Genomic DNA, 12,466 nt, shown 5'->3' with positions numbered 1-12,466 from the left:
TTTCCTTTATCAGAGTTTCAAGAAGCAGGGGCCGAGCGCGGGCACAAGCCAGGCGGGCCAGTCGGTCGAGGATAGCATGGGCTTTCCCCCAGTCGCCTTACACGCTGTCGCCCCGGAGGGGTGGTCCGTGCAGCGGGAACGGGCCGGTTTTCCGGCTCAGCCGAACAGGGCGCGGACGCGTGCGAGGTCGTCCGGGGTGTCCACCCCAGGGCCCGGTGCTTCTTCGGTCACGTGCACCGCGATGCGCTCGCCGTGCCAGAGCACGCGCAGTTGCTCCAGCGATTCGATGCGCTCCAGCGGTGCGGGCTCCAGGGTCGGGAAGCGGCGCAGGAAACCGGCCCGGTAAGCGTAGATGCCAACGTGCCGCAAGGGTGCGGGCGAGGGCAGGGGGGTGTTGTCGGTCAGTCCCTCGGCCGAGGCCATGCCATCGCGCCACCAGGGAATGGGGGCACGGCTGAAGTACAGCGCCGTGTGCTGGCGGTCGAGCACCACCTTGACCACATGGGGGTTGAGGAACTCGGCCATGCCGGCCAGCACATGGGCTGCCGTGCTCATCACGCAATCGGTGCGTTGCCGGAGCTGCTCGGCCACGGCATCGATCAATGCAGGCGCGATGAGGGGTTCATCGCCCTGGACATTGACCACCACCGCATCGTTGGCCAGATCCAGCAAGGCACAGGCTTCGGCCAGCCGGTCGCTGCCGGACGGGTGATCGGTGCGCGTGAGCAGGGCCGCCACGCCATGGGCCTGGCAGGCGCGAACGATGCGTTCGTCGTCCGCCGCCACGACGCAGCGTGCCGCACCACTCAGCGCGGCCCGTTGGGCGACCCGGACAACCATAGGCACGCCGCCGATGTCGGCCAGGGGTTTGTCCGGCAGGCGGGTCGAAGCGAGCCGCGCCGGAATCAGCACCGTGAAGGGGGCGCTCATGCTGCCGGGTCGGCCGGCGACGTGGGCTTGGGGCGCTCCGCTTCGTCGTCGCTCAGCGGGCGGGCTTCGTGTTCGAGCAGGATGGGAATGCCATCGCGCACGGGGTAGGCCAGGCGGGCGCTGCGCGAGAGCAGCTCCTGCTTTTCGCGGTCGAAGACCAGCGGTCCCTTGGTCACGGGGCACACCAGCAGTTCAAGCAGTTTCGAATCCATGGCGCAATGATAGTGAGTGCCGCGGGGGGCGCAGGGTCTCGGTCGGTCAGGCGGGTTGGCGGGCCGCGGTCTGGCGCAGCCGCGCAGCCACGTGATCGATCAGCGCTGGCGGCAGCGTCACGGCCAGGGGCACGGTCCAGGCACGCAGTGTGCCGGTGCGGCCAGCCAGCAGGGGAAACAGTTTGACCGCATCCTTCTCGGTGCAGATGAGTTCGGCATCGGGGTGGGACTGCACCAGCCGCGCGTAGGCGTCGGGGCCGGCGTGGTCGGGCAGGGCGATCTGTTGAGAAAGGGTCAGCCCTTCGGCAATCAAGGCCTGGAAGAACACACCCGGGCGGGCGATGCCCGCGAGCGCCACCAGCGGGCGATCACGCAGCCGGGCCAAGGGCATGTGCGTGCCCTGCTCATTGCGCGCCTCGCTGATCAGGCCACGCTGCAGGGAAAACACCACCTGACCGGCTGCCAAAGGTGGTGCGTTCAACCCGGTGTGCAAAACGACGTCAGGCGCAAAAGCCATACCGGCACGCGGTGGCCAGGGTTCGCGCAAAAGGCCCGCCGGCAGCAGCCAGCCGTTGCCGATGCCCCGGTCGTCGAACACGGCCAAGGCGAGATCGCGGCCCAGCGACCAGTGCTGCAGGCCGTCGTCGCAGACGATCACGTTCACGTCGGGGTGCGCGGCCAGCAGGGCGCGGCCAGCGTCTGCGCGCTGGCGACCGACCCATACCGGTACCTCCGTGGCCGATCGGATCAGCAGCGGCTCGTCGCCCACCTGTTCCGCAGACGCTGCCGGCCCGACCGCGCTGACCTCGGTGCCGGTCCGGCCGTGGCCGCGCGAGACGACGCCGGGGCGCCAGCCACGGGCTTTCAACGCCTGCACCAGGGCGATGGTGGTGGGGGTCTTGCCGGCGCCACCGACGACCACGTTGCCGACCACGATGACCGGCACGGGCAGGCGCTGGACGCGGGACCAGCCGGCCACATAGGCCTGCCGCCGCAAGGCCACCAGAGCGCGGTAGAGCAGCGACAGCGGCCACAGCGCGCGTGCCTGGGCGCCGCGCCGGCTGGCCATGGCCAGCCATTCGGCCTGCCGCCGCGCCCGGGAGTCGGCGTCGGCCATGGGAATCAGCGTCGCTGGCGACCGTCGCCGGATTGCTGGGTCGCGAAGGTGATCTGCACCAGACCCGCGCGCCGGGCTGCGTCCATCACGTTGACCACCGACTGGTGCGTGGCGGCGGCGTCGGCACTGATGATCACCACGATATCGCGCTGATCCCGGGCCGCCTGCAGCAGGCTGCGCGTGAGCTGCGCCACATCGCCGCCGTCGACCGCCTGGCGGTTGATCGCATACCGGCCATCGCTGCTGATGGTCACGATCACTTCCTTGGGGTATTCGCGCTGCGCCTGGGCGTCGGCCACCGGCAGATTCACCTGCAGTTCGGTGAACTTGGAATAGGTGGTGGTGAGCATCAGGAAGATGAGCACCACCAGCAGGATGTCGATGAACGGGATCAGGTTGATCTCGGGTTCATCGCGCGAACCGGGACGGAAGTTCATGCTTCGCCGGCCTTCCTTACTTGCGCAGCGTCAGCAGGTGGCGCACGAAACGCTCCGACGCCACCTCCATCGACAGCAGGTAGCCGTCGACCCGGGCACGGAAGTAACGCCAGAAGATCAGCGCGGGAATCGCCACGATCAGCCCGAAGGCCGTGTTGTACAGCGCGATGGAAATGCCGTGCGCCAGTTGCGCCGGATTGCCGCCGCCGGTCATGCCGCCATCACCGCCTTGCGAGCCGAAAATCTCGATCATCCCGATCACGGTGCCCAGCAGGCCCAGCAGGGGCGCTGCCGAGGCGATGGTCGCCAGCGCACCCAGGTAGCGCTGCAGCTTGGCGGCGGCAAGCCGACCGGCACCTTCGAGGCCGGAGCGCAGTTCGTCCTCGGTGGCGCGTGGGTTGTTCAGCAAGGCCCGGAAGCCGCTGGCCAGCACTTCGCCCAGCAGGGAGTTCTGTTCGAGCTGCGACACCACTTCGGCGCTGGGGACACCCGAGCGCGACACCATGATGGCTTCATCGAGCAGCGGGACGGGCACGACCTTGGCCGTCTTGAGGCTCAGGAAGCGCTCGATCACGAGGGCCAGACCGAGGATGGAGCAGGCAATCAACGGCCAGATCGGCCAACCAGCGGCTTGTATGATGGACAGCAAGACAGGGGCTCCTGACAGGCGGCGCCGCAAGGCGGCAAAAAGTTCGCAGGCGATTATCGCCCAGTGCCCGCGCCACCTCTGGCGCCCTCGCTGCCGAAGCTTGCCGCCCGCAGGCCGCTTCATGCACATTTTCTGTGGATAACTTTGTGAAGAACCTGGGCTCACCCGTTGCCAGTGCCAGCAGATACGGGCCTTTCCTTGCGTCGATGAGAAAAACAGCAGTGCAAAACGCTTTGGAATCAACGAACTGTCTGCCAATCCCTCGGCGGAGGGTGCACGAGCGGGCCGTCGCCAGCAACGGCGCGGCTTGTGGACACATTTGTGCCGGAGAAGCCTGTGTCTGAAGCGTTTCAGGCATCTGCTGAAGCAACGGCGCGGCCTGTGTGGGGCGTTGGGCCGCTGATGCGCGCCATCGCTGACACACTGGCGGCGCGGTTCAATCCGGTGGCGGTGCGCGGCGAGATTTCGGGGTTCTCGCGCGCGGCCAGCGGGCATTGTTACTTCCAGCTCAAAGATGACAGCGGTCAGTTGCGTTGCGCCATGTTCCGCCGCGCCGCCGATGCGCTGCGCTTCGCCCCGGCCGATGGCCAGCGCGTGGAAGCCCATGGCAAGCTGGACGTGTATGGCCCCCGCGGCGACTTGCAGCTCATCGTCGAGCGCCTGGTGCCTGCGGGGCAGGGCAACCTGTTCGAGCAGTTCCTGCGGCTGAAGGCCCGGCTGGAAGCCGACGGCCTGTTCGACGCCGACCGCAAAAGGCCGCTGCCGGCCCAGCCACGCAGCATCGGTGTGGTGACTTCGCTGGGCGCTGCCGCCCTGCGCGACGTGGTCACGGCCCTGCGGCGGCGCGTGCCGCACCTGCCCGTCGTGATCTACCCGGCGTCGGTCCAAGGTGCACAGGCGCCGGCCGAGATCTGCGCCGCGCTGCGTACCGCGTACCGGCGCCATGCCGACACCGGCGAGAGCGAGGTGCTGCTACTGGTGCGCGGTGGTGGTTCCCTGGAGGACCTCTGGTCGTTCAACGACGAAGCCGTGGTGCGCACCGTTGCCGAAGCGCCCATGCCCGTGATCAGCGGGGTGGGGCACGAAACCGATTTCACCCTCGCCGATTTCGTGGCCGACCTGCGGGCGCCCACGCCCACCGCAGCGGCCGAACTTTGCGCGCCCGAGCGCTCGGTGCGGCTGGGCGAGCTCGAATACCTGCATGAAGCGCTGCAGGATCGGCTCTACCGGCAGATTGACCAGCGTGCACAACGGCTGGACCGCCTCGCCCAGCGGCTCGGACGCCCCTCGGCGCGGCTGCACGAACACCGGGAGCAACTGACGGTGCTGGAGCACCGGCTGGCGCGGGGCGTGCAGCAGCAGTACCAGCGCCAGAGCGCCAGCCTGCAGCGGCTGTCGGTGGCTTTGCCGGCCGCCTGGGCCCGCTCGCGCGAGAGCGCCCGTTCGCGCCTGCAGCGCCTGGAGGTGGCGCTGGGGCACCTCGATCCGCGCCTGGTGCTGGAACGCGGCTATGCCTACCTGACCGACGGCACCGGCGCGACCGTGACCCAGGTGGCGCAGGTCCATACCGGCCAGGCACTCACCGCCACGCTGGCCGACGGCGCACTGGCGTTGGCCGTGCAGGGCGTGCGACCGGAGAAACCCTGATCCGTCCAGGTGCCTCGTGCTTCCCTACAATGCGCCTCACGTCGGGCCCAGCCGCGAGCCACCGCCCGGTGCCACAGGAATTCACCCACCATCGATCACGACAAGAGGAACCCACATGGAACACACCTTGCCCCCGCTGCCTTACGGCCTGGACGACCTGGCACCCCACTACAGCCGCGAGACCCTGGAATACCACCACGGCAAGCACCACAACGCCTATGTGGTGAACCTCAACAACCTGCAAAAGGGCACCGAGTTCGAAAGCAAGACCCTGGAAGAGATCGTCAAGACCTCCAGCGGCGGCATCTACAACAACGCGGCCCAGATCTGGAACCACACCTTCTTCTGGAACTGCATGAAGCCCAACGGCGGCGGTGAGCCCACCGGCGCCCTGGCCGCAGCCATCAACGCCAAGTGGGGCAGCTACGCCGCTTTCAAGGAAGCCTTCGTGAAGTCGGCCGTGGGCAACTTCGGTTCGGGCTGGACCTGGCTGGTCAAGAAGGCCGACGGTTCGGTCGACATCGTCAACACCGGTGCCGCCGGCACCCCGCTGACCACCGCCGACACCGCGCTGCTGACCGTGGACGTGTGGGAACACGCCTACTACATCGACTACCGCAACCTGCGTCCCAAGTTCGTGGAAACCTTCCTGGACAAGCTGGTCAACTGGTCGTTCGCCGAAAAGAACTTCGGCTGAGCACCAGTTCACTCCCGCTCCCGAGTGCAAAAAGGGCAGGCCGAAAGGCCTGCCCTTTTTCATGGGGACCGCAGCGGTTATCGGGCTTTCGGTACCCGGCCCATCAGGTAGAACTCGGGGTTGGGCATCATGCCGCTGAAGCTGGCCATGCGGTTGGACAGGCCGAAGAAGGCCGTGATGGCGGCGATGTCCCAGGCGTCCTCGTCGCTGAAGCCGTGTGCGTGCAGGGCCTGGAAGTCCGCCTCCTCGATGGCATGCGACTGCTCGCAGACCGTCATGGCGAAGTCGAGCATGGCGCGCTGGCGCGCACTGATGTCGGCCTTGCGGTGGTTGACCGCGACCTGATCGGCCACCAGCGGCTTTTTCTCGTAGATGCGCAGCAGGGCGCCGTGGGCCACCACGCAGTACAGGCACTGGTTGGCCGCGCTGGTGGTGGTCACGATCATTTCGCGATCCCCTTTGCTCAGGCTGGACGTGCGGCCCACCGATTCGGGCATCATCAAGGCGTCGTGGTAGGCAAAGAACGCCCGCCACTCAGCCGGGCGGCGGGCCAGGGCCAGAAACACGTTGGGCACGAACCCTGCTTTCGCCTGAACCTCCAGAATCTGGGTCTTGAGATCGTCGGGCAGATCGTTCAGATCGGGCAGGGGGTAACGCGCTGGTTCACTCATGGTTTGTCTCCTGTCGGGGTGTGCTGGCGTCAGCTTATCCTCTCGCGCTGATCGATCTCTGACACATGGAGCACAGTTTGCAGGACGAAACCTATCTGAAAGGCCTGGCCACCCGCCGGGCAGTCATGGGCGATGCCTATGTCGACCGGGCACTGGCCGGGGCCACCGCTTTCACGCAGCCGATCCAGGACCACATTTCGCGCGCCGCCTGGGGCGATGTGTGGCAACGGCCCGGCCTGGACCGCAAGACCCGCAGCCTGATCACCGTGGCCATGCTGACAGCGCTGGGCAAGCAACACGAGCTCAAGGGCCATGTGCGGGGGGCGCTGAACAACGGTGTCACCGTCGACGAACTGCAGGAAGTGCTTCTGCACGCGGCCATCTATTGCGGTGTGCCGGCCTCGGTCGACGCCTTCCGCACTGCGGCCGAGGTGGTCGATGCGCCGCCGCCCGCCGGCGCGGCGTCCTGACCCGGATCCCAAATACCTTTTCTCTTCTTTCATTCAGGAGCTTCCATGTCCCTTCTTCGCCGTTCCGTTCTGATCCGTTCGCTGCAGGCCGCGCTCGCCCTGAGCGCGGTGGCCGGCCTGACCCCGGTCCAGGCCCAGAACACCACCACCCGCATCCTGGTCGGCTTCCCGGCCGGTGGCGGCACCGATGCCATCGCCCGCATCCTGGCCGAACGCCTGCAGGCCGAGCTGGGCCACAGCGTGGTGGTCGAAAACAAGGCCGGTGCCGGCGGCCAGATCGCGGCCCAGGCGCTCAAGGCCGCCCAGCCCGACGGCCACACGCTGTTTCTGAGCCACGACCACAGCGTTTCCATCCTGCCGCTGACCATGAAGAACCCGGGCTTCGATCCGGGCAAGGACTTCGTGCCCGTGGCCGGTTTTGCCACCTTCGTGAATGCGGTGGCGCTGTCGGGGGGCACGCCCGCCAAGGACTTCAAGGGCTGGGTCGACAGCGTCAAGGCCGCTGGTGGCAAGGCCAGCGTCGGCATTCCGGCCCCGGCCTCGACGCCGCAGTTTGCGGTCCAGGTGATCGGCAAGCAGTTCGGTCTGGACCTGGTGGCAGCGCCGTACCGGGGCAGCGCGCCGATGATGGGCGACATGCTGGGCAACCAGATCCCGGCCGGCGTCGGCTCGGTGCCCGACTTCATCGAGAACCACAAGGCCGGCAAGCTGCGCGTGGTGGCCGTCATGGGCACGCAGCGCCAGGCTGCGCTGCCCGATGTGCCGACCTTCACCGAAGTCGGCATCAAGGGCTTTGAGGAAGTGCCGTACTACGGCCTTTTTGCACCAGCGGGCACGCCCAGGGCGGCGCTCGACAAGCTGGGTGCCGCGGTACAGAAGGTGATTGCGCAGACCGACGTCAAGGACAAGCTGAACACCATGGGCCTGACCGTCGGCTACATGAGCGGCGCCGAGCTGGGCAAGCGCGAAGTCGCTTACCGCGAGGTCTGGGCGAAGATCATCAAGGACAGCGGCTACCAGCCGCAGTGAGCCGGCGCCGGGCTGGGCTCAGCCTTCGAGCAGGCGGTGCACCAGGTCGGCCGTGCTGTGCGCCTGGTACTTGCGCATCAGCCGCGCCCGGTAAATCTCCACGGTGCGGTGGCTGATGCCCAACTGCCGGCCGATCTCCTTGCTGGTCAGGCCCTTCATCAGGAAGGCGGCCACCTCGCGCTCGCGCCCGGTCAGTTCGGCCCTGACGGTGCGCCGCGCACTCAGGTCTTCGAAGCACCAGATGCCGGCTTCGTGCGGCGCCTCCGGCCGCAGAGCGCGGCCGGTCACGTGGCACCAGAAGGTCTCGCCCTTGAAGCGCCCGTCCACGCGCTTCATGATCCGGTCATCGGCGTAGGTGCCGTTGCTGTTGAGCGAATGCGCGATGCGCGTGCCCGTGCGTTCGTATTCGCTCACGCTCGGGTACAGGATCAGGAAGCTCTGGCCCACGAGCTGGTCGCGCGTGACGCCGAACATCTCGCACAGCGCCTGGTTGCAGTTGAGAATGGTGCGCTGGCGCGACAGCGCCAGGCCCACCGGAGCCTGCTCGAAAGCGAGGCGGTAGTCGATGCTTTCCATGATCGGTGCCCGTTCCCGGCCCCGGACAGATCGCCGGGCAGGGCGTGTTTTCCTTTACGAAATACTACGTACGTAGTTACGTAGTATCGTTGCAGACCTTGTTGATCCCTCACCCTCACTGGAGCCCGACGAAGTGAACAAGATCTATCCCAGCGCGGCCGATGCCCTCCAGGGCGTCGTGGCCGACGGCCAGCTCATCGCCGTGGGCGGTTTCGGCCTGTGCGGCATTCCCGAAGCCCTGATCGACGCCCTCAAGGATGCTGGCGTCCAGAACCTGACCGTGATTTCCAACAACGCCGGCGTCGACGGTTTCGGCCTGGGCAAGCTGCTGGAAACCCGCCAGATCAAGAAGATGATCGCCAGCTACGTCGGCGAGAACAAGGAGTTCGAGCGCCAATACCTGGCCGGCGAACTGGAATTGGAATTCACGCCCCAGGGCACGCTGGCCGAAAAGCTGCGCGCTGGCGGCGCCGGCATTCCCGCCTTCTTCACCAAGACCGGTGTCGGCACCCTGGTGGCCGAGGGCAAGGAACTGCGCGAATTCGACGGCGAGACCTACGTGATGGAACGCTCGCTGGTGCCCGAGGTGGCGCTGGTCAAGGCCGACGTGGCCGACAAGAGCGGCAACCTGCGCTTCAACCTGACGGCGCGCAACTTCAACCCGGCCGCCGCCACCGCAGGCAAGGTCTGCATCGTGGAGGTGGAGCGCATCGTGGAAGTGGGCGAGATCGCCCCCGACGACATCCACCTGCCGGGTATCTATGTGCACCGCATCGTGCACAACCCGAGCCCCGAAAAGCGCATCGAAAAGCGCACCACCCGCGAACGCACGTAAGGAGAACACCATGCCCTGGACCCAAGACCAGATGGCCGCGCGCGCGGCCCAAGAGCTGGAAGACGGCTTCTACGTGAACCTCGGCATCGGCATCCCGACGCTGGTGGCCAACCACACCGGCGACAAGGAGGTGTGGCTGCAATCCGAAAACGGCATGCTGGGCATCGGCCCGTTCCCGTACGACGACGAGGTCAACCCCGATCTGATCAACGCCGGCAAGCAGACGGTGACCACGCTCAAGGGCTCGTCCATCTTCGGCTCCGACCAGTCGTTCGCCATGATCCGCGGCGGCAAGATCAACCTGTCCATTCTGGGCGCCATGCAGGTCACGGCCAGCGGCGACCTGGCCAACTGGATGATCCCCGGCAAGATGGTCAAGGGCATGGGCGGTGCCATGGACTTGGTGGCCGGCGTCAAGCGCGTGATCGTGCTGATGGAGCACGTGGCCAAGAAGAAGGACGGCACGACGGACATGAAGATCCTGCCCGAATGCACGCTGCCGCTCACCGGCAAGGGCGTGGTCGACCGCATCATCACCGACCTGGGCGTGATGGACGTGACGCCCGAAGGCCTGAAGCTGGTGGAACTGGCCGACGGCGTGACCCGCGAGGAAATCCAGAGCAAGACCGGCGTGCCGCTGATCTGAGCTGAGCGGGCTTTGCCCCGCCGGCGGCGTGCCAGCCTGGTGCACGCTGCCGGCCGTTTCCCGGTCCCGGTGCACGGCATGCATCGTTGCTGAAACACCGGGTTGGCGCCGGGTGCGGCCTTCCTCCCGACGGGTTTGCGTGGACGGGGCTGAAGGCCCTCTGTGCAGCCGCTACAGTCGGGGCATGACCCCACCCGCAATGACCGACGCCGACTTCATGCGCCTGGCCCTGAAACAGGCCGAGATGGCGTCTCGCGCGGGCGAAGTGCCCGTGGGGGCGGTCCTGGTGCGGCAGGGGCGGGTGATCGCCACCGGGCGCAATGCGCCGATCGGCGATGCCGACCCGACGGCGCATGCCGAAATCACCGCCTTGCGCGCCGGCGCCCACGCGCTGGGCAATTACCGGCTCGACGATTGCGAGCTCTTTGTCACCCTGGAGCCTTGCGCCATGTGCACCGGCGCCATGCTGCACGCGCGACTGCGGCGGGTGGTTTTCGGGGCGCCCGACCCCAAAACCGGCGCCGCCGGTTCGGTGGTCAACCTGTTCGAGCAGCCCGCGCTCAACCACCAGACGGCGGTGCAGGGCGGGGTGCTGGCCGACGAATGCGGTCTGGCCCTCAGCGCGTTTTTCCGCCAGCGACGCGAAACGCGGCGCCAGCAGGCCCAGCCGGTGCGCGAAGACGCCCTGCGCACGCCCGAAGCGCGGTTTGCCGACCTTCCCGATTACCCCTGGGCCCCGCACTACCTGAGCGACCTGCCCACGCTGGATGGCCTGCGCCTGCATTACCTGGATGAGGGGCCGGCCGATGCCCGCCGCACCTGGCTGTGCCTGCACGGCAACCCGGCCTGGAGCTATCTCTACCGCAAGATGATCCCGCGCTTCCTGGCGGCCGGCGACCGGGTGGTGGCGCCCGATCTCATCGGCTTCGGCAAGAGCGACAAGCCCAAGCGCGAGGATGCCCACCAAGTGGGCTGGCACCGGCAGGTGCTTCTGGAACTGGTGGCGCGGCTGGACCTGCGGCACGTGGTGCTGGTGGTCCAGGACTGGGGCGGCATCCTGGGGCTGACCTTGCCCATGGAAGCACCCGAGCGCTACGCCGGATTGCTGGCGATGAACACCCTGCTGGCCACCGGGGACGAACCGCTGTCACCGGGTTTCCTGGCCTGGCGGGACATGTGCGCGCAGAAGCCCGACTTCGACGTCGCCCGGCTCTTCGCGCGCGGCAATCCCCATCTGTCGGCGGCCGAATGTGCGGCCTACATGGCCCCGTTTCCCGACCGCGGGCACCGCGCCGCCTTGCGCGCTTTTCCCCGGCTGGTGCCCGAGCACCCCGATGACGAAGGGGCTGCGGTCGCGCGCCGCGCCCGCACGTTCTGGCACGAAACCTGGCAGGGGCAGACCTTGCTGGCCATCGGCCAGCAGGATCCGGTGCTGGGCGAACAGGTGATGCGCGCCCTGGGCACCCGAATCCGCGGCGCGGGCGAACCGCTGCTGCTGCCCGAGGCGGGGCATTTCGTGCAGGAGCACGGGGAACGCATTGCCCAAGCCGCCATCGAATTTTTTTCCCTTTCCTGACCATGAGCCACATCTATCTGTATTCCCCTTCCAGCGCCGTGCGCGACAAAGCGGCCTTCCGGCGCGGCGTCGCCCTGCTCAAGCGGCTCGGCCACGAGGTCGAGATCGATCCCGACGCGCTGCGCAGCCACATGCGTTTCGCCGGCGATGACGAGACCCGGGTCGCGGCGATCACGCGCGCAGCCGCCAGCGGCGCCGACGTGGCCCTGATCACGCGCGGGGGTTACGGCCTCACGCGCATCCTCCCCACGCTGCCGTACCGCCAGATCGCGCGGGCGGTCGACAAGGGCACACAATTCGTCGGTCTGAGCGACTTCACGGCCCTGCAATGCGCCGTGCTCGCCAAGACAGGGACCACCACCTGGGCCGGTCCGGCGCTGGGCGAAGACTTCGGGGCCGAAACACCCGACGACATCATGCTGGCCTGCTTCGACGACCTGCTCGACGGCCACGGCGAAGGCAGCGGCTGGCGACTGCCGGTGCGCGACCTGCCCGCGCTGGCCCGTCGCCTTCCCGCCAGGGCCGCCACCCCGACCGACGCGGAAGAGGGGCCTTCCCTGCACATCCGCAAGGCCACGCTCTGGGGGGGGAACCTGTCGGTGCTGTGCTCGCTGGTCGGCACGCCCTGGCTGCCGGCGGTGCGCAATGGCGTGCTGTTTCTGGAGGACGTGAACGAACATCCCTACCGCATCGAACGGCAACTGACCCAGTTGCTGGAGGCGGGCATTCTGGGCCGCCAGAAGGCGGTGCTGCTCGGCAGTTTCAACCGCTACAAGCCGGTACCGCACGACCGTGGCTTCAAGTTGCAGACGGTGGTGGACTGGCTGCGTTCGCGCCTGAAAGTGCCCGTGCTCACGGGCCTGCCGTTCGGCCATGTGCCCACCAAGGTGCTGCTGCCGGTCGGGCAGCCGGTGGATCTGCTGGTGGAAGGGCGCGACGCGCTGATCTTCTGGGGCTGAGGGCACCCGGCACCC

At 67.6% G+C, this 12,466-nt stretch carries 15 protein-coding genes; 8 read left to right on the top strand and 7 right to left on the bottom strand.

Annotated features, from left to right (window positions below; translation table 11 throughout):
* Positions 1-156 precede the first annotated feature (156 nt).
* From kdsB to QQK43_RS02265, 5 genes are read right to left on the bottom strand one after another with little or no spacing between them, the layout of a single operon-like run.
* Complete coding sequence (gene kdsB, locus QQK43_RS02285) at positions 157-930, bottom strand: 3-deoxy-manno-octulosonate cytidylyltransferase (RefSeq protein ID WP_234264933.1); 774 nt, start codon at positions 928-930, stop codon at positions 157-159.
* The gene (locus QQK43_RS02280) at positions 927-1,142 is read right to left on the bottom strand and encodes a Trm112 family protein (protein WP_234264932.1); all 216 of its coding nucleotides are present in this window, start codon (positions 1,140-1,142) and stop codon (positions 927-929) included. The genes kdsB and QQK43_RS02280 overlap by 4 nt, the downstream gene beginning before the upstream one ends.
* A 46-nt stretch (positions 1,143-1,188) precedes the next feature.
* On the bottom strand, positions 1,189-2,259 hold the full coding sequence (gene lpxK / locus QQK43_RS02275) for a tetraacyldisaccharide 4'-kinase (protein WP_284306479.1): 1,071 nt from the start codon (positions 2,257-2,259) through the stop codon (positions 1,189-1,191).
* Between the two features lie 5 nt (positions 2,260-2,264).
* Positions 2,265-2,696: an ExbD/TolR family protein gene (locus QQK43_RS02270; RefSeq protein WP_284306478.1), complete on the bottom strand. Its 432-nt coding sequence runs from the start codon at positions 2,694-2,696 to the stop codon at positions 2,265-2,267.
* Between the two features lie 16 nt (positions 2,697-2,712).
* Complete coding sequence (locus tag QQK43_RS02265) at positions 2,713-3,345, bottom strand: MotA/TolQ/ExbB proton channel family protein (protein ID WP_284306477.1); 633 nt, start codon at positions 3,343-3,345, stop codon at positions 2,713-2,715.
* A gap of 336 nt (positions 3,346-3,681) precedes the next feature.
* Here QQK43_RS02265 and xseA point away from each other — a divergent pair, with 336 nt between their 5' ends.
* Complete coding sequence (xseA, locus tag QQK43_RS02260) at positions 3,682-4,992, top strand: exodeoxyribonuclease VII large subunit (RefSeq protein WP_370465198.1); 1,311 nt, start codon at positions 3,682-3,684, stop codon at positions 4,990-4,992.
* Positions 4,993-5,107: 115 nt separating this feature from the next.
* On the top strand, positions 5,108-5,689 hold the full coding sequence (locus tag QQK43_RS02255) for a superoxide dismutase (RefSeq protein ID WP_234264927.1): 582 nt from the start codon (positions 5,108-5,110) through the stop codon (positions 5,687-5,689).
* A gap of 77 nt (positions 5,690-5,766) precedes the next feature.
* Here QQK43_RS02255 and QQK43_RS02250 read toward each other — a convergent pair whose 3' ends face one another.
* Positions 5,767-6,360 carry a peroxidase-related enzyme gene (locus QQK43_RS02250; protein WP_284306475.1) on the bottom strand — a complete coding sequence of 198 codons (594 nt, stop codon included), beginning with the start codon at positions 6,358-6,360 and terminating at the stop codon, positions 5,767-5,769.
* A gap of 65 nt (positions 6,361-6,425) precedes the next feature.
* On the opposite strand from QQK43_RS02250, the gene pcaC reads away from it, so the two are divergent.
* Positions 6,426-6,830 (top strand): 4-carboxymuconolactone decarboxylase, encoded by a 405-nt coding sequence (gene pcaC / locus QQK43_RS02245; RefSeq protein WP_284306474.1) that lies wholly within the window; start codon positions 6,426-6,428, stop codon positions 6,828-6,830.
* 45 nt (positions 6,831-6,875) lie between these two features.
* Positions 6,876-7,859: a Bug family tripartite tricarboxylate transporter substrate binding protein gene (locus tag QQK43_RS02240; protein ID WP_284306473.1), complete on the top strand. Its 984-nt coding sequence runs from the start codon at positions 6,876-6,878 to the stop codon at positions 7,857-7,859.
* An 18-nt stretch (positions 7,860-7,877) separates the two neighbouring features.
* Here QQK43_RS02240 and QQK43_RS02235 read toward each other — a convergent pair whose 3' ends face one another.
* Positions 7,878-8,435, bottom strand: coding sequence for a LuxR C-terminal-related transcriptional regulator (locus tag QQK43_RS02235; protein WP_284306472.1), 558 nt, complete (start codon positions 8,433-8,435; stop codon positions 7,878-7,880).
* A 133-nt stretch (positions 8,436-8,568) separates the two neighbouring features.
* On the opposite strand from QQK43_RS02235, the gene QQK43_RS02230 reads away from it, so the two are divergent.
* The 4 genes from QQK43_RS02230 to QQK43_RS02215 all read left to right on the top strand — a co-directional run bounded on the left by QQK43_RS02230 (position 8,569) and on the right by QQK43_RS02215 (position 12,451).
* On the top strand, positions 8,569-9,270 hold the full coding sequence (locus QQK43_RS02230; RefSeq protein ID WP_234264922.1) for a CoA transferase subunit A: 702 nt from the start codon (positions 8,569-8,571) through the stop codon (positions 9,268-9,270).
* 10 nt (positions 9,271-9,280) lie between these two features.
* Complete coding sequence (locus QQK43_RS02225) at positions 9,281-9,916, top strand: 3-oxoacid CoA-transferase subunit B (RefSeq protein ID WP_234264921.1); 636 nt, start codon at positions 9,281-9,283, stop codon at positions 9,914-9,916.
* Positions 9,917-10,100: 184 nt separating this feature from the next.
* Positions 10,101-11,492 carry a tRNA adenosine(34) deaminase TadA gene (tadA, locus tag QQK43_RS02220; protein WP_370465197.1) on the top strand — a complete coding sequence of 464 codons (1,392 nt, stop codon included), beginning with the start codon at positions 10,101-10,103 and terminating at the stop codon, positions 11,490-11,492.
* 2 nt (positions 11,493-11,494) lie between these two features.
* Positions 11,495-12,451, top strand: coding sequence for an LD-carboxypeptidase (locus QQK43_RS02215; RefSeq protein ID WP_234264920.1), 957 nt, complete (start codon positions 11,495-11,497; stop codon positions 12,449-12,451).
* Positions 12,452-12,466: the final 15 nt, after the last annotated feature.

The sequence above is a fragment of the Hydrogenophaga electricum genome, from assembly GCF_030160815.1.
Taxonomy (GTDB): domain Bacteria; phylum Pseudomonadota; class Gammaproteobacteria; order Burkholderiales; family Burkholderiaceae_C; genus Hydrogenophaga; species Hydrogenophaga electricum.
The sequence above is the reverse complement of the archived record's forward strand: the minus strand, read 5'-3'. Positions and strand labels throughout refer to the sequence as shown.